Source organism: Lolliginicoccus lacisalsi, from assembly GCF_014841105.1.
In the GTDB taxonomy this organism is placed as follows: domain Bacteria; phylum Actinomycetota; class Actinomycetes; order Mycobacteriales; family Mycobacteriaceae; genus Lolliginicoccus; species Lolliginicoccus lacisalsi.
Genome location: NZ_JACYWE010000005.1, coordinates 31,534 through 51,616 on the forward strand (window position 1 = coordinate 31,534; position 20,083 = coordinate 51,616).

Below are 20,083 nucleotides of genomic sequence, written 5' to 3' on the forward strand. Positions count from 1 at the left end.
GGCGGCCACGTAGCCTCGGGCGCAGGCAGTCACACTCGGGCCAAGGCAGTCACTAGTGACCACGAATCGGGGAGCCATGGACATCTCACGCACCGCCGCCACCGTCGGCGCAGCCCTCCTCGTGCCCCTCGCAACGGGCATCAGCACTGCAGCGGCAGATCCGATCGGCGCCCTCCAGTTGCCAGCCCACAGCCTCGTGGTGTCCGGCCTCGTCGTGCCCGGCATCCACGGCGCCGCGGTCACCGTCGCGAGCGTGGGTCCCGGCGTGGTCACCTTCGCGGCACCCACGCGGCCCGAGGCATGCGCCACGACCTACGGTGGCGCGCTCGTGCGCATCGACTACCTCAACGTCGCTACCGGCGCCGCGGGCACCACGACGGTGCGGCCGTGCACGAACTTCCTCGATCCCACCCCGGAGACCGCCACCGTGCATACCGGTCCGGGCCCGGTTCTGTTCACCATCGGCGTCACCGGCTCGGCCTACCGGCCCTCCGCCGGGCAGCCGTCGATACCCGGTGTAGGAACGTTCACCGCGCCCTAGCGGCGGAACGCGCTTGACCTTGACCCGATGGCAAGGTTTCTACTGTCCGGTAGAGGAGGTGGCCGCTATGACAACTGCCGACCACGAACTGGACGCCCGCCTGATCGACGCGCTTAGCGATGCTCGCTCGTCCACACGGCTCCGGGCCGCGCTGATGGCCGGTACGCATCCTGGCGCGAGGCTCGTCGCGCCACTAGTCGCGCGCTGCGCGATCGAACCGGACTTCTTCGTCCGCGACATGCTCACCTGGGCCCTCGTCCGGCAACCCGCCGAGACCACCGTGCCGAGACTCCTCGCCGAGCTCGGCTCGGCAACCGCGCAGGCCCGCGGCCAGGCCTTGCACACGCTGTCCAAGATCGGCGACCCCATCGTGTGGCCAGCGATTCCGCCACTGCTCGATGATGCTGATGACGAGGTCGCGCGCAGCGCCTGGCGCGCTGCCGTCGCGCTCGTGCCGCCCGGGCACGAAGCCGCCCTGGCCGCGCGACTCGCGGCACACCTCGGACGCGGGGACAACGAGACACGGCTCAGCCTGAGCCGAGCCCTGATCGTGCTCGGCGACACAGTGCCGTCGCTGCTCAGCGCCGCGACCGGCGACGCGGACCCAGCGGTGCGCGCCCACGCCATCGCCACCGAGCAACTGCTGCTCGATCCCGGCAGCGAGTTCGCCACCGCGGTCGAGCATGCCCAGCGCATCGCCCTCACGCAGAGCGCACCAGCGGGGGGGCCACGATGCTGATCGGCGAGGTCTCCCAGCACTCGGGGGTCAGCACGCGCATGCTGCGGCACTACGAGTCCCTGGGCCTGGTCACCCCAACAGGCCGCACCCCGGGCGGCTACCGCGAGTACTCCCGCGCGGACATCCAGCGGATCCTGCACGTGGAGAGCCTCCGGTCGCTCGGGCTCTCGCTGCGCGATGTCCAGCGCGCGCTCGACGATCCAGCGTTCGCGCCGTCCACGCTGTTCGCGGACCTGATCCGCCGGACGCGGCAGCGAATCGACCGCGAGCAGGAACTGCTCGCGCGGTTGCGCAAGGTCGAAGCTTCGGACCCGGCCCAATGGGGAGATGTGCTGAGCATCATCAAGCTGCTGCGCGCCCTCGGCTCGGAGCACCCAGCCCTGCGCCAGCAAGCCGTCCTCTCCGCGACCCACCGCGCTCGCTTCCCCGTCGAGGTGCTCGCCGAGTCCGCTCTCGCCGAGCCCGACCCGAATGTCGCGGGAGCCCTCATGTGGGCGCTCGCGAGAGCGGGCGTGGACGGACTGGCCGGCGTCGCGCCCGGCCTTGCCGCGCCCGATGCCGCGACACGGCGGCGCGCGGCAGAGGCCATTGCCGCCGTACCGGGCCCCGAAGCGATCGGCCTGCTCGAGGTCGCGCTCGCGGACACCGATGACAGGGTCCGCGCCCGCGCGGCGCTCGAGCTCGGGGCGCGCGGGCAACTGGCGGCGTTGCCCACGCTGATCGACATGGTGATCGAGGGGGTAAGCGATGTGGAGGCCGCGGAGAAGCTCGGAGCACTCGCGGTCAGCCCCAGCACCGCCGAGCAGATCGTGGGCACCCTCGTCGCCGCGCTCGGCAGCGACCCAGGCCCGCGCGAGCGCCTGCGCCTTGCCCAGGCGCTCGCCGAGATCCCCGGCGCTGCCCCCGCGCGCGAGCTGGTCCGGATGACGCAGGACGACGATCGCTCCGTCGCGCTCACCGCCATGGCGATCCTCGCCGACCGCGATCCCCCCGAGCGGGGCGCGCGATCTCCCGGCAAGTGACCCGCGCCCGCGGCTGGTGCGCTGGGCTCGCGGCACCAGGATCTTCGGGGTCATGCTGCGGCACATGACGCTCGCCGGTACCGTCCAGTAATATGACAAACTGTCACTTCGCCGGCGGGAGAGGAGTCGATGAGCCCGTCCTTCTCAACGCTGAGGCGCGGATCCAATAGCGGAGCGAGCCTCCTCATCGCCGCCTCGATCCTCCTGCTGGCGCCTATCGTGGCGTGCGCGGCACCAGCGCGAGGCAACGACTGCTCCGATGCGCCCCCTCATGCCCTCAACGACGACTGCCTGCGGTTCGGCATCAGCAACCCAGGAGGACCAGCGGCGCTCGACGAGCTCGAGCGCGCGCGGCAGTCCGCTGGCCAGCCACCAACACTCATTCTCTCGTTCTCCGATTTCACCGCCCCACCACCGATCCACGATCTCGACGCGGCCGTGTCGTTCGGGGCTGAACCGGTCGTGACATGGGAGCCCTGGCACTGGCTTGGCGAGGGCGAGCACGACAACGCGGCCTTCTCGCTGCGGTCCATCGCGGACGGGCTGCATGACGACTACCTGTACAGCTGGGCGGACCAGCTCGCTGCCTGGGGAAGCACTGTGTACCTGCGCTTCGCGCACGAGGCGAACGGCACATGGTATCCGTGGAGCGTCGAGCAGGGAACCAGCGCGCATACCTATGTGGCAGCGTGGCGCCATATCCACGATCTCTTCGCCTCGAAGGGGGCGAGCAACGTCAAATGGATCTGGTCGCCGAACGTCTCGTTCCCGGGCAGCTCACCGATCGCGGACCTGTACCCCGGCGATCGCTTCGTCGATGTCATTGGGCTTGATGGATACAACTGGGGCACCACCCATCCATGGACCCGCTGGATCGACCCCACGAGCCTGTTCGGCCCGACGCTCGATGAGCTGCGCGCGATCGCGCCCGGCAAGCCCATCGTGATAACCGAGGTGGGCAGCGCCGAAGCGGGCGGATCCAAGCCCGAGTGGATCCGCGAGCTCATTGCCCTGCTGGACGAGGAGGAATCCGTCGCGGCATTCATCTGGTTTGATCACGACAAGGAAGCAGATTGGCGATTCTCCAGCACCCCGGAAGCCGCAGCAGCATTCGCCGGCGCACTCCACGAAAGGCTCCGCTGACATGACCTCGTTCGCGACGGAGATACCCCAGGATGTCGATCGGCGACGCGTGCGAGCGGTCGAGCAGCTCAATCTGCTGGACACGCCACGGGAAGATCGCTTCGACCACATCACGAGGATCGCGCGACGCGTGTTCAACGTGCCGATGTCGACGGTTTCGCTCATCGACCGCGACCGCCAGTGGTTCAAGTCGGCCCAGGGGCTCGACCTCGTGGAAGTGCCTCGCGATATGACCATCTGCCAGACAACGATCGCGCGCAGCTACACCAGGCCCACCGACCCAGCGCTCATCGTGACCGATGCGAGCGAAGTCGCCCAGTTCGCTTCTCTGCCAGGCGTGGGCGGGGAGGACGGCATCCGGTTCTATGCGGGGTTCCCGCTCTACGGCCCCGGGGGCCACCCGGTCGGTGTCTTCTGCATCTACGACACCCGGCCACGCACCCTTGATGCCCAGGAACTCGACGCGTTCAAGGATGTTGCCGCCTGGGCGCAGCGCGAGCTCGAGCGCTCCGAGGACCTCGTGCGCGCGGCCGAGGTCCAGCGCGAGCTGCTGCCAGCCGGCAACCTCGCGGTCGATGGCTACGACATCGCTGGCGCGTGCGTCCCCGCATACGCGGTCGGTGGGGACTTCTACGATCACTACCGCACGCGGCGCGGCGTGATCGTCTCGGTGTGCGACTTGATGGGCAAGGGCATGGGTGCTGCGATCCTCGCCGCATCGGTACGCTCGGCCCTCCGGGGCGTCTCCCGCGCGCTGGACGCGGCAACGGCGGAGACCGACCTCGCGTGGGTGATGGGCGCGGCCGCCGCCCAGCTAGCTGACGACTTCGACCGGACAGCCCGCTTCGCCACCGTGTTCCACGCCCTGCTCGACCCCGCGACCGGCGTCGTCGAGTATGTCGACGCCGGGCATGGGCTGGCCGCGGTGCGGAAGGCCGACGGGACGGTACAGAGACTGGCTGCGGGCGGCCTGCCGCTGGGCGTGGCAGTCGATGGCGGCTGGCAGTCGCAGCGGGTCACGCTCGAACCGGGCGACATGCTCGTCGTATGCTCCGACGGGATCCTCGACCTGATCGACGAGTCAGGAACCAATGCGAGCGCCGTGCTGCCACTACTGGCGAGCCAGGCCGGCGGGCCAGGGCAGCTTGTTGCCTCGGCCCGGGGCCTGGCACGCTCCGCCGCGCCCATCGACGACGTCACGATTATCGCCGTCCGGCGAGCTGCCGACAGCGGGGGAGAACCGTGACTCAGCCGCTCACTCGCCAGATCATCGCGCTACGCGTCCTCATCCTGATCGCAGCGCTGCTCGGACTGAACTACATCATCTGGAGATGGATGTTCTCGGTCGCATGGCCGGCCTGGTACATCGCGGTTCCCCTCGTCATCGCCGAGACCTACAGCCTGATCGACTCGCTCCTGTTCGGCCTGACCATGTGGAAGCTGCGACGGAGGGGCGAGCCGCCCCCACCGCCCGCCGATGCGACGGTCGATGTCTTCATCACGACCTACAACGAGCCCCTCGACCTCGTGCTGCGGACCGCCGAGGCCGCCCAGCGCATCCGCTACCCGCACACGACCTGGATCCTCGACGACGGAGCCAGGCCGGACCTCGCCGCCGCCGCCGAGGCGCGCGGTATCCGGTACCTCGTGCGCGCGAGCGGCTGGACGAACAAGCCGCGCCACGCCAAGGCCGGCAATCTCAGCAATGCACTGATGCAGACCGATGGCGAGTTCATCCTCATCCTCGACGCCGACCAAGTACCCAAGCCCGAGATCCTCGACCGCACCCTCGGGTATTTCGAGGACGACCGCATGGCCCTGGTGCAAACGCCGCAGTACTTCGTCAACGTCCCCGAAGGCGACCCGCTGGGCAGCCAGGCCCCGCTCTTCTACGGTCCGATCCAGGAGGGCAAGGACGGATGGAACGCGGCGTACTTCTGCGGCTCGAACGCTGTCCTGCGCCGCGAAGCACTCATGCAGCTCGGCGTCACCGGCTACGTCAAGGCGGTGGAGACCGATATCCGCCGCGCGCTGCGCACGGCGGGCAAGGTCATCGACAAGGCGCGCGCTGACCTCGACGGCACCTCGCCGCAGTCACGTGCAGCGCTCGACACGGTGCGCGCCGCGGTCCGGACCGCCCAGGAGGACCTCCGCGAGGGGCGAGCCTTCGCGGAGATAACCTACGACTTCCAGCAGCGAGTCGACGCTGCCGCGCGGGAGGTCGTCGATGCGGACGTGCGGGCCATGCGGGCTGACCTGGATGCTATCGCCGAGCTTTCGGAACTGGCGGATGAGTCCGACCCCGGTGACGGGTTCATCCTGGACGAGTCCTCCCACAGCCTGCTCACCCAGCGCGAATGGTCGCCGCTCGGCGCGATCGAATCGGTGCGCGCGATCGTACGAGCAGTCGACGTCGGTCGCGACGCGGAAGCACAGCCGATGCTTCCCATCTCGACCATCTCCGTCACCGAGGACATGGCTACCTGCATGCGGATGCATGCCCAGGGCTGGCGTTCCGCGTTCCACAACGAGATCCTCGCTCACGGACTCGCGCCCGAGGACCTGAAGACCATGCTGACCCAGCGCCTGCGCTGGGCGCAGGGCACCGTGCAGGTCATGCTGCGGGAGAACCCCTTGATCCAGCGCGGCCTTTCCGCTGCGCAACGACTGATGTACTGGGCGACGATGTGGAGCTATCTCGCCGGTTTCGCCGCGATCGTCTATTTCGCGGCACCGGTGCTCTACCTGACCCTCGGCATCATGCCGGTGCAGGCGTGGAGCGTCGACTTCTTCATCCGGCTCATCCCGTTTCTGCTGGTAAACCAGCTGATGTTCTTCGTCGTCAGTCGTGGCACGCCGACGTGGCGCGGGCAGCAATACAACCTGACGCTCTTCCCCGTGTGGATCAAGGCCTGCTACACCGCCTTCCGGAACGTCTGCTTCGACAAGCCACTGGACTTCGCGGTCACACCGAAGACCCGGCAGCAATCCGTCGGCCGCCAATGGCACCTGGTGCGATACCAGCTGCTCGCCATGGCGATCCTGGTGGCCGCGGCGCTCATCGGCGCCGTCAATCTCGGGACAGGACTCATCTCGCCCCTCGGCTTCTGGGTCAACATCGTCTGGGTTGCCTTCGATCTCGCCATCCTCAGCGTGGTCATCAAGGCGCTTCGAATGAACAGGCAGCAAGAAGGAGCAGCATGATCGATTTCAGCACCCGCACGGCTGATGGCGGAATCGCCGTCATCGAGCCCAAGGGCCGGCTCAATATGGTCGCGGCACCGCGCCTGCGGGAACTCATCGAAGCCACCGTCGACGGTGGTGCCAGTCGGATCGTCATCGACCTCGGCGGCACCGACTTCATTGACTCCTCCGGCCTCGGCGCGCTCATCTCGGGCCTCAAGCGTGCCCGCCAGGCTGGCGGCGACCTACGCATCGCTCGGCCAAACACGCAGGTCGAAACGGTGCTCACGCTGACAAACCTGAACCGGGTCCTCAAGGCATACCCATCAGCGGAAGAGGCGTTCAATGCGCGATAGGGACTCGACCCTGACGTTGTCCGCGGCCGCGCACCCCGACGCGATCGATGCCGTGCACGATCTGCTCGCGCATCTGTGGGAGATCGCTCCGGGCGCGGACGACACCCATCGGATGCGATTCGAGACCGCCGTTGCCGAGATCGCGGGGAACATCGTCACCCATGGGCGCGACAGCGGCACGAGCTCCTTCTCCCTCGCCGTCGGCATCTCCGATGGCCTGCTCGAAGCCCATTTCCAGGACGACGGCACGCAGCACGACCTCGACGTCGCGTCGTTCGAGCTCCCTGGGGACCTCGCGGAATCGGGTCGTGGCCTCGCGATAGCCGGTGCCTTGCTCGACGAGCTGCACTACCGCCGCGCGCCCGGCGAGAACACCTGGTACCTAGCGATCCGCCTCTGAGAACGAAGCCACCGCGTCAGCCGAATGGCGTCCACATGAGGTTGTAGGTCCAGCCCAGGCTGACGAAAACAATCGCCGCGAGCGCGACCAGCGAATAGTGCGCACGCCCGAGCGTGCTCCACCACCCGTGCTTCCACGCGAGCACCGCCGCGACGGCACTGGCCGCCGCCGCCAGCGCGCCCACGGTGACGGGAACCAGCAGCCAGCCGGGACTCGTGAAGAGCCACTGCTCGAGCACGGAGCTGTTCGCGAGCCCGTAGGCAAGAAGCACGATGAGCGCCACGCTCGAGGTGGCAGCGACGGCAGCGATCAGCCGAGCGAGAAACGCGCCCCGCGTGCTGTCGCGGCGCGCGCGCCCCCGGACCCGCCGGATGGCCGCGGCGACAGGCCAGGCGAGCACACTCAGCAGCACCAACGCCGCTGCGGCCCAGCTCAGCAGGTGCAGGCGTGGCTGCTCGTACCAGGCAACCTTCTCATACGCCTGGGTGGGATTGATGTTCAGCGCCAGCGCGATCACACGGCCGTCCTCCTCGACGAACGCGGCCATGTCCTCCCCGTTCTCGGCGACGAACAGCCCGTCGCCCGCCGGGAGCCACGTCTCGTCGAGCGCGGACGGGCCCTTGATCGACAGCGTGCCGTCATCGTTCGCGCTGACGCTGAGGTTGTCGAGGAGAGCGCGAAGCTTGGTGAAGTCAGTGGCGCTGTTGCGAGTCGTGACGAACGCGCCCTCATAGCGCGAGAGATCAACGCTCGGGTCCGGCGCGGCGCCTGGCCACGCGGATTCGGGAGCGAAGGCCTCGAGGAACTCCTTGACCACGGAGAACCTCAGGTCCTCCAGGGGATTGACGGCCATGCTCTTGTCGCTGTCATCGCCGTTGACCGCGACGAAGATGCCCCGGTCGAGCTCCGGCACCACGACGTACTGGGTGTGGATGCCGGGCAGGTCACCGCCGTGGCCGAAGCCTGGCGGCGGACCAAGCTGGAACTGCCAGGTGCCATAGCCGGCACCCGCCACGCGCGGATCCATGCCCGCCTGCCGAGTGAGCATCTGCTGCGCCGATCGAGGGGACAGGACGCGCTGCCCATCGAGCTCGCCCCCGCCCAGCAGCGCTCGCATGAACCGGGACATGTCGTCGGCAGTGGTCACCGCCGTGCCCGCCGGGGTCCCCGCGAGGTGGATCGCCTCCGTTGGCGAACCATCCGCGTAGTAGGTGGTCGCGACGTCCTGCTTGGCTCGCGCCTCGCTCACGGGAAGGAACTCGGTCGACGCCATTGCCAGCGGGCCAAAGACGTTCTCCGCGGTGTAGTCCTCGAAAGACGTTCCTGCGAGCTCCTGGACGACAAGACCCGCAAGGCTCATTCCGTAGTTCGAGTAAGCAACGAACCGTCCCGGCGGCTGGACGCGCTTCATCGGTGTCCCCGCCACGTACTCCTCGAGCGATGGCACCTCCTCGGCACTGGGGGCGCCATCCGCGCCCAGCGCATCCTCGAAGCCCGCGGTATGGGTCAGCAGATGATGCATCGTGACTGGCTGTCCTGGGAAGGTGTCCGCGACCTCCAGGCCCTGCCCGAGGTAGGTGTTGATGTCCGCGCGCAGGTCGATGAGTCCACGGTCGACGAGCTGCAGCACCGCCATCGTGGTGAACGACTTCGCTATCGACGCGGTCTCGAACACTGTGGTCGAGGGCGAGATCCTCCGCTGCTGCTCGACGTTGGCAAACCCATATCCGGCGGCCGCGGCCTGCTCGCCGCCCGAGACGATCGCCGCCACGAGGCCGGGCGCGCCGTGCTCGTCGAGCAGCGCGGGAAGCCGCTCATCGAGGAAGTCCTGAGCGGCCTGCGGGGTCAGCTCGACCGCCGGGGGAGCAGGCTCCTGGGCGTCCGCGACCAGGCTCGACCCGAGCACCGCGACGAGGAGCGCTAGGGCGGTAGCGAGGGAAATGACCATGCTGCGGTGACGCCGGAGGGCAACCATCACGAGTCCTTCGATTGTTCGAGAGGTACCTAACATTACCGGTTCGGCTTCGTCGAACCCTCGACCTCCTGCCCGGCCCGCGCCCTACACTTGGTGCATCGCGACCCCGCGTGCGCACTGATCGGATTGAGGAGCGCGATGGCCTTCGGCGAAAGCGTAGCTGGGCGGATGCTCGGCACTGCGCGGGCGCTGGCCCAGGGCGCCACGGGAACGTTCACCCGGCCCCTCTCGGGCTTGATGCCGCGATTCCGTCCCGGCGACCTCGAGGACCGTGATCCGGACTCGATCCGTGAGCTGCTGCCCGGGCTGTGGCTGCTGATGAGCCTATGGTTCCGCCCGGACGTGCGGGGCCTGCACCACATCCCCGGGGAAGGCCCCGTGCTCATCGTCGGCAATCACACCGGCGGCCTGCAATCGCCCGAGGTGTTCATCTCGCAGCTAGCGATCTCCTCGTACCTCGGCACCGAGCGTCCGTTCTATCAACTCGCGCACAGGCTGGTGCTGAACTCGCCGTTCGCGTGGATCCTGCGCCGCTTCGGCACGGTCGAGGCCGACCCCGACAACGCCGACCTCGCCCTGGCCGGAGGAGCGGTGCTGCAGGTCTTCCCCGGCGGCGACTACGAGGTGTTCCGGCCGAGCTGGGAGTCAGCGAAAGTGGACTTCGGCGGGCGCAGAGGCTTCCTGCGCCTCGCCTACAAGCACAACGTGCCGATCGTGCCGCAAGTGACGATAGGCGGGCAGGAAACGGCGTTGTTCCTCTCCCGGGGGGAGGGGCTCGCGCGGCTGCTCCGGGTCGACCGCGTCCTGCGCCTCAAGACCATCCCCATCATGGTCTCGTTCCCCTATGGGCTCACCCCGCCTTTCGCGCCCTTCGTGCCCCTGCCCTCGAAGATCGTCATCCAGTACCTCGAGCCCATCGACATCCGCGCCGAGTACGGCGAGGACCCCGATTGGGACACCGTCTACGCGGATGTCCTGGCGCGGATGCAGGACGTGCTCACCGCCTTGCAGATCGAGCGGAAGCTGCCGGTGATCGGATGAAGTTCGAGCACAAGATCGAGATCGACGCCCCGCCGGAGGTCGTGTGGGAGGCCTGCGCCGACCCAGTGCGGGTCGCAGGCTTCGTCGGCCCCGACATGACCGTGACACCAGCGCAGGCCGGGCAGCAACCAGCGCTCGACGCGCGCTACCGCGTTCATTTGAAGCTGGGTGCCGCACTGGTGGGGGGCGATGTCATCATCGTCGACTACACGCCCGCGCGCGAGTTCGCGTGGAACGCCTTCACCGGCGTGGATCATCGCCTGCGCCTGCGTTTCCGGTCGCGAGGAAATGGCCGTACAGCTCTGACGCTGCGCTTCTCCTACGACGCCCCCGGCGTGCTGGGCGCGGTGGCGGACCTCGTCGCGTACCCGAGGGTGCACGCGATGTTCAGCCACGCGCTCGAAGCGGCCAAGATCAAGATCGAGCAGCAGGCGACACCGCCGCGCCCGCCGCCGTCCTTGCCGCGCCGCGCCGCGCAGGAGCTCGCGAACGCCAGCGTCCTCGCGCGCAGCGGGATCGTGCGACCGATGATGCCGACCACGCTCCTGCGTCTCGCGTGGGCCGCGCGCACATGGGGACTGAGCCTCGGCACCGCCGTCGCGGCAGGGGCGATCCGCAATGCCGACGCGCCCCTGGTCATCGACGAGTTCGGCACCAAGACCTACGCGGAGGTCGACGCGCGCAGCGACGCCATCGCCTGCGGCCTCGCGATGCACGGCGTGACCGAGAACGACACCGTCGCGGTGCTCGCCCGCAACCACGGCGGCCTCATCGAGGCCGTGGCGGCGGCAGCGAAGACCGGCGCGGACGTCCTGCTGCTCAACACCGGGTTCTCCGGGCCCCAGCTGCGGGAGGTCACGAGCCGGGAGGCCGTGCATGCACTCATCCACGACACGGAGTTCCACCACCTAGTGGCGGATGCTCCCGAGCACATGGCCCGCGTCCTCTGCGACGCCGAGCCCGATGACGGGGAACCCGGCAGCGGGGCGCTCAGCCTCGCGGCCCTCGCCGACCGGTACCGCGGCCGCCGCCCACCGGTGCCCGGGCGATCGGGAAAGATCACCATCCTGACCTCCGGGACAACCGGAACCCCGCGAGGCGCGGCTCGCGGTGCCATCGCCGCTGGCGGCACACCCTCCCTCGAGGCGCCCGCCGCGCTGCTTGGCCGCATCCCGCTTCGCTCGGGGATGCGCATCGGTCTGGCCGCGCCAGCATTCCACGCATGGGGCCTCGCGAACCTCGCCATGGCCCTAGGCCTGGGCGCATCGGTGGTGATGCGGCGCCGGTTCAACGCCGAGGAGTGGCTCGCCGAGATCGAGCGCTCGAAGTGCGAGGCGTTCATCGCGATCCCGGTGATGCTGCAACGCATCCTCGATCTTCCGCAGGACGTGCGCGACCGCTACGACACCTCGTCGCTCCAGGTCGTGGCGGTGTCGGGCTCCGCGCTCGCCGGCGACCTCGCCACACGATGGATGGATGCCTTCGGCGACACCCTCTACAACCTCTACGGATCCACCGAGGTCGCGTACGCCACCATCGCCACCCCGAGGGACCTGCGCGCGGCACCGAGGACCGCCGGGCGCCCGGCACGCGGCACGACCGTGCGGCTGCTCGACGAGTCCGGCCAGGTAGTCCGGCAGGGCGAGACGGGGCGCATCTACGTCGGCAACGCCTACCTGTTCGAGGGGTACACGCGCGGCGGCGACAAGGAACGGATCGGCGGCCTCATGGCGACCGGTGACCTCGGGCGTTTCGACGAGGCGGGCCGCCTGTTCGTCGTCGGGCGCGATGACGAGATGATCATCTCCGGAGGGGAGAACGTCTACCCGCGGGAGGTCGAGGATGTCATCGCCAGCCACGCCTCGGTCGCCGAGGCCGCGTGCATCGGGGTCGATGACGAGGAGTTCGGGCAGCGCCTGCGCGCCTTCGTCGTCGTGCGAAACGGTCGCGAGCTCACCGCCGACGCGGTCAAGGACCTCGTGCGCGGCCAGCTCGCGCGCTACAAGGTGCCCCGCGACGTGGAGTTCCTCGACGCGCTGCCGCGCAACACCACGGGCAAGATACTGAAGAACAAGCTCGCGGAGCCATAGCGGCCGCACGGGGACAGCGACGGCACGGGGACCAGGAGGAGCGATGTTCGACATACCGGATCCCATGTGGCCCACCGTGCTGCTCGCCGCCATCCTGCTGGGCGACGCTCTGATCTCCATCCGCCCACCACGGTTCGTCCGCGACTGCCTCGAAGGCGTCGGTTTCCCGCTCGACTGGGGATGGGCGCTGATATTCATCAAGCTGCTCGCCACGGCCGGGCTGCTCGTCGGACTAGCGCATCCAGGCATCGCCGCCGCTACGAACGCCGCGGTCATCGCCTACTTCCTCGCCGCGGCCTACTCCCACATCCGGGCGCGATACCTCGGCAGCGTGTTCTGGCTCAACTGCCTCGGGATGCTCGCGCTCTCCACAGCAGTATTCGTCGGCTCCTACCTCGTCTAGCCGGGCTGGGCGGATTGGCTGGGTGGCGGGTTGGCGGGGGGGCGGGTTGGCTATGGGCTGGCGGGTTGGCGGCGCCCCGGATTTGTGCGGTTTTGCACCCTGTTTCGGCCGCGAGGGGGTGCATTTGGTAACACTTCCGGGGCGCGGGGGCCGGGGCGCGGGGGCCGGGGAGCGGCGCCAGGCGAGGTCGCCGCACCCGCATCCCGCGCGATCGCGAGACCGGCGTCCCAGCCGGGCGCGCGGCCATGCCCCGGCGGCGCGAGGACGGAAGTGTCGTGCCCGGTCCTCGCGAGGAGCCAGGAGACCAGGGAGTTCGAGTTCCACATGTCGCCCGTGCGCATTTCATCCCGGCCCCACGTCAGCAGCGGCGCTGTGCTCACGAGATCGAGCATTCGTGCCGCGCGCGCATCATCGTCGCTCAGCCGTTGCGGGCTATCCACGGCCTCGGTGATGTCGGGAATGCGACCGTCCCGCCAGCAGCGGATCTCGTAGCGGAAGAGCCGGAAACGTCCCAGCCAGCGTGCTCCGACCGGACCGACCGCGACGACCCCCCGCAGCGGGGCCTTGATGTTCCACACGGGCCCCATCTCGATCGTGTGCATGTTGCCGCGGTGGGTGACGCTCAGCGCGGAGTGGTACAGATCCGCGGCCACCCGGTGGCTGAGCCGCGCGGCAAGCGCCTCGTATGCACGTCCGTTCCAGCGCACGACTCGACCGCCCGCCCCCAGTGGGAGCCAGTAGAGATCAACGCTCGATCGACCTGCCGGTGCGTCCATTGCTCGTCCAATCGTGGGCCTGCATACAGGGTGAGCCGAGCGCGCAACGGATGCCAGGGCGCGCGGGCACCAATGGAACTGGCTTTCGGCCCACAGCTAGGGGGCACTCGGTCCTTGCCCCAACCGCGCGCTGCGGCGAGGCTTGATGAATGAAGCGCCGTCGCCGCAGCAGGGACGACCCGGGTCGCCGCCTGGCTCGGTCGATCATCGAGACGTTCAGCGCCATCGCCCTCATCAAGATCCACGTGCTGCTGGGCCGACCGCTGCGGAAGTGGCGGACGACGTGGGGAACCACGGCGGCCGAGCGGCAACGAACCTATCCGGGCGATGAGCTTCTCACGGATCCGAAGTGGAGCTACAGCCACGCTGTGACGATCAATGCGGGGCCGAGCGAGGTGTGGCCGTGGATCGTGCAGCTCGGGCAGGGCCGGGGCGGCTTCTACAGCTATCAAGCGCTCGAGAACCTTGTCGGCTGCCGCATCACGAATGTGGGCGAGATCCTGCCTCGGTTCCAGCATCTCGAGGTGGGGGATGCGATCCGGCTGCACCCGAAGGCGCCGCCGATCCCTGTGGCGCTGGTCGAACCGGAACGTCACCTGGTGCTGTTCGCCTCGGATGCGGGCTCGGGCGAGGCGACGGTCTGGGGGTTCCACCTGCTTCCCCTCGAAGGTGGGCGCACGAGGCTCATCGAGCGCGGCGGCAGCACTCACGGCGACTCCGTTCGCAGCCGCCTGGCTTTCGGACGGATGCTGCTGGAGCCGATCAGTTTTGTGATGAGCCGGAAGATGCTGCTTACCATCAAGGACTCCGCTAGCGCGAGCCGCCACGATCGAGCTCGCTGACCTCGGCCACGATCTCCAGCGACCGCATCCACGCATCACGATCGGTGGCGGCCGACAGCACGATCAGCTCGTCAGCGTCGGCATGGCCGGTGAATTGATCGAGGTATTGCTTGACGTCCGACGCGGTACCGACCGCGGAATACCTACCCATCTGCCGGACTTGCTGGCCCGCGGGGGAGTCAAGGAGAAGGTCGGCTTCCTCGCGGGTGAAGGTTCTTCCCCGGCCGACGAGCCGGGTCACCCGGAAGCGCTGGGCATCCTCGAACAGGCGCATCGCGTCGCGCTTGGTGTCGCCAGCGATCACGTTCACCCCGGCGATGACGTAGGGGTGCTTGAGCTGGCGGGATGGCTGGAACTCGCGCCGGTACGCCGTGACTGCCGCCTCGAGGGCGTCGGGGGCGAAGTGCGAGGCGAAGGCATACGGCAGGCCGAGCGCCGCGGCGAGCCGGGCCCCGAACAGCGACGAGCCGAGGATGTAGAGGGGGACGTGGGTTCCCTTGCCAGGAATGGCGACCACGCCAGGGACCGTGGATTCGTCGGAGAGGTAGCCCTGAAGCTCAAGCACGTCGTGGGGAAAGCTGTCCGCGGAGGAGGCGTCCCGTCGCAGGGCACGCAAAGTCTTCTGGTCGGTGCCCGGAGCGCGGCCGAGCCCGAGATCGATGCGGCCCGGATGCAAGGTGGCAAGCGTCCCGAACTGCTCGGCGATCACCAGTGGCGAGTGGTTCGGCAGCATGATCCCGCCCGCCCCGAGGCGGATCGTCGAGGTGTGCGCCGCGATATGGCCGATGAGCACGCTGGTCGCCGACGATGCGATCGACTTCATGTTGTGGTGCTCGGCGTACCAGATCCGTTCGTAGCCCCACTTCTCGGCGTGCTGCGCCATCTCGACGCTGGCCGCGAAGCTGTCACGGGCGGTTTCGTTGTCGGAGATCGACGCGAGGTCAAGAATGGATATCGGCACCCTCAGTGCAACGATGCTGCTCGCCACAGTATTTCCGCACCCACTCGGCCGCGGCGGGGGGCTCTGCGCGACGGCGCCAGACATCGTTACCGAGACGCTGCTGCAAGGCATCTCGGCCCGAGCACCCCCGCAATAGCGTTGTCGGCATGTTCTCCCTCGCCCGCGCCACCACGCTCGGCACGGTGGTGCTCGCTGCCGCCGCCAGCCTCGCCATCGATGCCCAGCCGAGCGGGCCGTTGCCACCCACCGGCCCGGTGGTTGTCGTCAATTCCGCCACGGAGGCCGATGCCGCCACCTTGTACAACTCCGCGCAAGCCAGGTTCGCCGCGCACGACGCCACCGGTGGGCTCGCTGATCTCGAGCGGGTGCTCGCGATCACGCCGAACGATGCGGAAGCCCTCGCGCTGCAAGCGATCTGGGCCGAGCAAGCCAACGATCCCGACACCCGGGACGCAGCGCTCAACCATCTCGCGAACCTCGATCCCGCGGCCGCCCAGACGGCTCGCGATGTCATCAACGGCGTCGACGCCGCCGCCCGGATCGTGCCGTCCACCTCGCCCGCCGTGGTAGCAGCATCACCGATCGCGATCGTCATCCTCGGCCACGGCCTCCGCGAAGACGGCACCATGGCCCCTGAGCTCGTCAAGCGCCTCACCGCCGGCCTCGCGCAGGCCTACGCCAACCCCGGCGCCCCGATCTACGTCTCTGGCGGCGCCCCGAAGCGGGGGATCACCGAGGCCGCCGCGATGCAGCAATGGCTGCTCGACCACGGGGTTCCGGAATCGAGGATCACTTCCGAGGACCGCTCCACCTCGACGGTGGCCAACGCGCAGAACACCACCAGGCTGCTGCAGCAAGAGGGGATCGACGATGTCATCTTGGTCACCTCGCCGAGCCACGTCCGGAGGGCCGCGGCCAATTTCGCCGCCACAGGAACGCTCGTCGTGGGGACCACCACCACCGATACCGACCTCGCGGCGTTCCTGGCCCCCTATACCAAGGCCCAGCAGGCGGGCCTCCGGCTCGAGGCCACGCGTGCCGCTGGGATCCCCAAGAGCAAGCAGGTACCCGGCCCTCCCGCCACGGGCACTGGCTCCGACGGATTCCCGGAGGCGGACCTGCTTTCGACGTTCACCGGCGGCAGTGGCTCGCTCATGCCATCGGAGTAGCCGCCAGGCGCACACTGGGAACAGAACCGTCACCGGCGGCGGGAGGCCATCGTGATCCAGTTCCCCGAGGGAACCCCCCGATCGGTGATCGACCGTGCGGCGAGTGGTCCCCGCAAGCCCGCGACCGACCCGACGCTCGGCGTTCCTCTTCCCCCAGAGATGGCAGCTCAGCGAACCGGGACCCCGCCCCATCGCCTCGTTGTCATCGGCGATTCGTTATCGCAGGGATTCCAGAGCTTCGCCATCCACAACACGGACCTGTCGTACCCGGCGATCATCGCGCGCGAGCTCGGCTGGCAGCGCGCGTTCCGGTTCCCGCGCTACCGCAGCCACGGCGGATTGCCACTCAATCTCGAGTACCTGCTGCGCGCGCTCGAGGACCGGCATGGCGCGACGCTCGGCTGGTGGGACCTGCCGCTCGCGCCGTTCACCGTTCAATCGTGGATGTCGGAGGTGGAGGACTACTGGGAACGCGGCCCCGGCAGCGTGACACCGCCGGCCGCGCCGATCAACCACAACCTGTCGATGTTCGGCTGGGACCTGCGCGACAGCCTCGAATGGACGTTTGATCGATGCGCAGGAGTGCTCGCCGGCAACCCACCGAGCAACGATCTGCTGGACCAGCCGGTGGAGAATGCCGCGTTCCGGGCCGCGCTGCGGGTGTATCCGCGCGCGACGGCGGAGCAACGAGCGATGACCCTGTTCGATGCGGCCCGGGCGCTCGGGGAGCAGGGCGATGGCTCGTCGGAAAGTGGCATCGAGACGCTCATCGTCTTCCTCGGCGCCAACAATGCCCTGAAAGCGGCCACCAACCTTGAAGTGGCCTGGTCCGCTCCCGGCTTCGATCGGCTTGGCGCCAAGAGCCACTACACGGTGTGGACGCCGGAGCATTTCCGGCAGGAGTACGACGAGATGATCGAGCGCGTTCAACGGATCAGCGCGCGGCACGTCATCCTGTGCACGGTGCCGCACGTGACCATCGCCCCGATCACTAACGGCATCGGCGGCAAGCTCGGGCCCCGCTCGCGATACTTCGACCACTACGTGTATCCCTGGGTCACCGAATCCACCTTCAGCAGCCACACGGACAAGCACCTCAGCGGGGAGGATGCACGCGCGATCGACTATGCCATCGACGCCTACAACGATCACCTCGAAGCCGTCGTCCGCGAGGCCCGCGACAACGGCAAGGACTGGCTGCTCCTCGACACCGCCGCCCTGCTCGACAATCTCGCCTCGCGCCGCTTCTACGAGGACCCGTCCGCGCGCCCCGCATGGTGGACCGGATACGAGCTGCCCGGCGAGCTAGCGGCGCTCTCCCCGCCGCTGACCACCAGGTTCCTCGCCGCGGATGGGAACGGCGGGCGCTCCGAGGGAGGGCTGTTCTCCCTCGACGGCGTGCACCCCACCACCGTCGGCTATGGCATCCTCGCCCAGGAGTTCGTCACCACCATGCGCGCGGCGGGCGTGCCGTTTTACCATCCTGACGGCACACCCAGGAAGGATCCGATCAACGTCGACTTCGACCGGCTCATCCTGCGCGACACCCTAATCCGTCACCCACCCCAGAACATCGGCTCGACGAAGGACATCATCGGCTGGATCGATGAGATTCTCGACCTCACCGGCAGCTCCTTTGGTGGGGGCGTCCTCGGCACCCAGGAGTAGGCGCATCCGAGCCCGCTGTGCGGCAGCGGGGGAGCGGAGCGCGTGCTTGCTGCTCCTACGCGCCAGCCTGCCGCCGAACGATCTCGGAGATCCAGGTGGGCGCGAACGGCGACGTGCAGCCCGGGGGAGTCGGGTAGTCCTTGAGCACCTCGAGCCGCTCACCGATGTCGATGGCGCGGGCGCGATGCTCGGCGTGGTCGATCCCGACCTGGGCGAGGCAGTGGTTCATCGCCCATTGCAACCGGTCCGGGGCCTGCTGCATCTCCGCCTCGATGACGTCGAGCAGCCCCGGGAGGTCGAGGCCCTCAGGCTTCTTGGTGACTCGTTCGATGGTCAGGGCCCAGCCAGCGCTCGCGACCACGGGATCCGGATCGGCAAGCCATGCCTGGCGCAGTTCCTCGGCATGCGCGGTCTTCTTCACCACATAGTTCACGAGCCAATCGTGAACCTTCGGGGTCCGGGCCTCGCGAAGCATCGAGTCGAGGTCGTCGCGCTCGAACGCCTTCGGCCGACAGATCAGCAGCGCTAGCAATCGCGCTGCGGTGTCACCCATTGCCCACAGCTCGCGCGCGAGCTCCTGCTGGGACTTGATGCGCTTGGCGATACCCCGCAGCTTGGTGAGGTTCACGCCATGATCGTCGCCATGCTTCTCATTGACCTCACGAACCCTCGGATCCTCGAGGTCTGCTAGCTCGGCCATCACCTCGGCCATCACCTCGGCCACCGTCATGTCACCCACCTCAGCCTCCTGGCTCAGTCCCGTAGGCCGTCCGGCTCATGGGTCTCGCTCAAGGAATCGACAAAGCGAGCGATCTCGTCGAGGGCCCGTGAAGCCGTCTTCGATACCCGGTGGGCTACCTGGAAAACGTGGATCCGGCGATGATAGAGGCTCAGCTGGCCCTTTCCGCCCACCGAGTTCAGGCTCTCGACGTAGTGCTCGGCGTCACCGGTCAGCAACTCGGCGTCGCTCGCTTGGACCAGCACCGGCGGCATCACCGTCAGGTCGTCGTTGGTCAGCAACAGCTCCGGGTCTGCCGGTGCGACACCACGCCAGTGCGGCTCCATCAGTGCCCGCCCGGCATCGGTGTAATGCAGCGGAGCCTTAGGATGCTTGTTCTCGAGCCAGCGTCGGCTCATCGCCATCGTGGGATCGACCACGGGAGACAGCGCGACAACGCCCGCGGGGACCGGCAGCCCGGCCCGGTGCGCCCGCGGAGAGAGGCCCAGCGCGAGATGCCCGCCCGCGGAGTCTCCGCACACCACGATCTGCTCGGCGCTCATTCCAGAGGCGAGAAGCCATGCGTAGGCACGCAGCACGTCATCAACGGCAGCCGGGTACGGATGCTCGGGGGCCCTGCGGTAGTCCACCGAGAACACCGGTCGCTTCGTGCGGGCCGACAGCTCGCTGGTCAGTCCCCGGTGCGAGAACGGTGACCCCACCACGAACCCGCCGCCATGCACATACAGGAGGACAGCGGCATCCCGTGCACCAGCACCGGGGCGCTCCACCCACTCACCGCGTACCTGTCCACCTTCGAATCGTGCGCGGACGGTTTCGACTTTCGTGTCCGGGGGAGCGCGGAATTCAGGCCGGTTCATGTACCGGTCGAGCATGATCCGCATGGCGCGAACCTCGGCCAGCGTGATCGTGCCGCGCGAACCCATGCGGCGGGCGTACTGGCCAGCAGCGTGCCGCCCCCTCGCCTGCGCGGCCCGGCGCAGTTCATTCAGCCTCGTAGCAGTCACTGGGCGCATAGCTCGATAGTGCCATAGC

At 68.4% G+C, this 20,083-nt stretch carries 19 protein-coding genes; 14 read left to right on the forward strand and 5 right to left on the reverse strand.

All coding sequences use genetic code 11. The features are described from left to right. The first annotated feature begins 76 nt into the window (after positions 1 to 76). The 8 genes from HT102_RS09415 to HT102_RS09450 all read left to right on the forward strand — a co-directional run bounded on the left by HT102_RS09415 (position 77) and on the right by HT102_RS09450 (position 7,384). A complete protein-coding gene (locus HT102_RS09415; RefSeq protein WP_192039177.1) occupies positions 77 to 541 on the forward strand; it encodes a hypothetical protein in 465 nt (154 codons plus the stop codon). A 67-nt stretch (positions 542 to 608) separates the two neighbouring features. Then, entirely contained in the window at positions 609 to 1,280 is a 672-nt protein-coding gene (locus tag HT102_RS09420) for a HEAT repeat domain-containing protein (RefSeq protein ID WP_192039178.1), read from the forward strand. Further along, complete coding sequence (locus tag HT102_RS09425) at positions 1,274 to 2,302, forward strand: MerR family transcriptional regulator (protein WP_192039179.1); 1,029 nt, start codon at positions 1,274 to 1,276, stop codon at positions 2,300 to 2,302. The genes HT102_RS09420 and HT102_RS09425 overlap by 7 nt, the downstream gene beginning before the upstream one ends. A 129-nt stretch (positions 2,303 to 2,431) precedes the next feature. Beyond that, on the forward strand, positions 2,432 to 3,445 hold the full coding sequence (locus tag HT102_RS09430) for a glycoside hydrolase family 26 protein (RefSeq protein WP_192039180.1): 1,014 nt from the start codon (positions 2,432 to 2,434) through the stop codon (positions 3,443 to 3,445). 1 nt (position 3,446) lies between these two features. Next, complete coding sequence (locus HT102_RS09435; RefSeq protein ID WP_192039181.1) at positions 3,447 to 4,691, forward strand: PP2C family protein-serine/threonine phosphatase; 1,245 nt, start codon at positions 3,447 to 3,449, stop codon at positions 4,689 to 4,691. Continuing rightward, a complete protein-coding gene (locus HT102_RS09440; protein ID WP_192039182.1) occupies positions 4,688 to 6,649 on the forward strand; it encodes a glycosyltransferase family 2 protein in 1,962 nt (653 codons plus the stop codon). The genes HT102_RS09435 and HT102_RS09440 overlap by 4 nt, the downstream gene beginning before the upstream one ends. After that, entirely contained in the window at positions 6,646 to 6,984 is a 339-nt protein-coding gene (locus HT102_RS09445) for an STAS domain-containing protein (protein ID WP_192039183.1), read from the forward strand. The genes HT102_RS09440 and HT102_RS09445 overlap by 4 nt, the downstream gene beginning before the upstream one ends. Next, positions 6,974 to 7,384, forward strand: a complete 411-nt coding sequence (locus HT102_RS09450; protein ID WP_192039184.1) for an ATP-binding protein — start codon at positions 6,974 to 6,976, stop codon at positions 7,382 to 7,384. The genes HT102_RS09445 and HT102_RS09450 overlap by 11 nt, the downstream gene beginning before the upstream one ends. 16 nt (positions 7,385 to 7,400) lie before the next feature. Here the strand turns inward: HT102_RS09450 and HT102_RS09455 are convergent, their stop codons facing one another. Then, positions 7,401 to 9,359: a serine hydrolase domain-containing protein gene (locus tag HT102_RS09455; RefSeq protein ID WP_225443493.1), complete on the reverse strand. Its 1,959-nt coding sequence runs from the start codon at positions 9,357 to 9,359 to the stop codon at positions 7,401 to 7,403. Between the two features lie 138 nt (positions 9,360 to 9,497). On the opposite strand from HT102_RS09455, the gene HT102_RS09460 reads away from it, so the two are divergent. From HT102_RS09460 to HT102_RS09470, 3 genes are read left to right on the forward strand one after another with little or no spacing between them, the layout of a single operon-like run. Next, on the forward strand, positions 9,498 to 10,400 hold the full coding sequence (locus HT102_RS09460; RefSeq protein WP_192039186.1) for a 1-acyl-sn-glycerol-3-phosphate acyltransferase: 903 nt from the start codon (positions 9,498 to 9,500) through the stop codon (positions 10,398 to 10,400). Beyond that, the gene (locus HT102_RS09465) at positions 10,397 to 12,490 is read left to right on the forward strand and encodes an AMP-binding protein (RefSeq protein WP_192039187.1); all 2,094 of its coding nucleotides are present in this window, start codon (positions 10,397 to 10,399) and stop codon (positions 12,488 to 12,490) included. The genes HT102_RS09460 and HT102_RS09465 overlap by 4 nt, the downstream gene beginning before the upstream one ends. Positions 12,491 to 12,533: 43 nt before the next feature. Then, a complete protein-coding gene (locus HT102_RS09470) occupies positions 12,534 to 12,893 on the forward strand; it encodes a DoxX family protein (protein WP_192039188.1) in 360 nt (119 codons plus the stop codon). Positions 12,894 to 12,943: 50 nt separating this feature from the next. Here HT102_RS09470 and HT102_RS09475 read toward each other — a convergent pair whose 3' ends face one another. Next, complete coding sequence (locus HT102_RS09475) at positions 12,944 to 13,669, reverse strand: hypothetical protein (RefSeq protein WP_192039189.1); 726 nt, start codon at positions 13,667 to 13,669, stop codon at positions 12,944 to 12,946. A gap of 149 nt (positions 13,670 to 13,818) precedes the next feature. On the opposite strand from HT102_RS09475, the gene HT102_RS09480 reads away from it, so the two are divergent. Then, the gene (locus HT102_RS09480) at positions 13,819 to 14,511 is read left to right on the forward strand and encodes a hypothetical protein (protein ID WP_225443476.1); all 693 of its coding nucleotides are present in this window, start codon (positions 13,819 to 13,821) and stop codon (positions 14,509 to 14,511) included. Here the strand turns inward: HT102_RS09480 and HT102_RS09485 are convergent. After that, positions 14,480 to 15,478, reverse strand: a complete 999-nt coding sequence (locus HT102_RS09485; RefSeq protein ID WP_192039379.1) for an LLM class flavin-dependent oxidoreductase — start codon at positions 15,476 to 15,478, stop codon at positions 14,480 to 14,482. The two genes, HT102_RS09480 and HT102_RS09485, sit on opposite strands and share 32 nt — an antisense overlap. A 140-nt stretch (positions 15,479 to 15,618) precedes the next feature. On the opposite strand from HT102_RS09485, the gene HT102_RS09490 reads away from it, so the two are divergent. Together HT102_RS09490 and HT102_RS09495 are read left to right on the forward strand one after the other, a co-directional pair. Next, the gene (locus HT102_RS09490; RefSeq protein ID WP_192039190.1) at positions 15,619 to 16,641 is read left to right on the forward strand and encodes a YdcF family protein; all 1,023 of its coding nucleotides are present in this window, start codon (positions 15,619 to 15,621) and stop codon (positions 16,639 to 16,641) included. 51 nt (positions 16,642 to 16,692) lie between these two features. After that, positions 16,693 to 18,309 carry a hypothetical protein gene (locus tag HT102_RS09495; protein ID WP_333473367.1) on the forward strand — a complete coding sequence of 539 codons (1,617 nt, stop codon included), beginning with the start codon at positions 16,693 to 16,695 and terminating at the stop codon, positions 18,307 to 18,309. 55 nt (positions 18,310 to 18,364) lie between these two features. Here HT102_RS09495 and HT102_RS09500 read toward each other — a convergent pair whose 3' ends face one another. Both HT102_RS09500 and HT102_RS09505 read right to left on the reverse strand, forming a co-directional pair. Then, positions 18,365 to 19,039 (reverse strand): DNA alkylation repair protein, encoded by a 675-nt coding sequence (locus HT102_RS09500; RefSeq protein WP_192039191.1) that lies wholly within the window; start codon positions 19,037 to 19,039, stop codon positions 18,365 to 18,367. A gap of 23 nt (positions 19,040 to 19,062) precedes the next feature. Then, a complete protein-coding gene (locus HT102_RS09505; RefSeq protein ID WP_192039192.1) occupies positions 19,063 to 20,064 on the reverse strand; it encodes an alpha/beta hydrolase in 1,002 nt (333 codons plus the stop codon). Between the last annotated feature and the right edge of the window lie 19 nt (positions 20,065 to 20,083).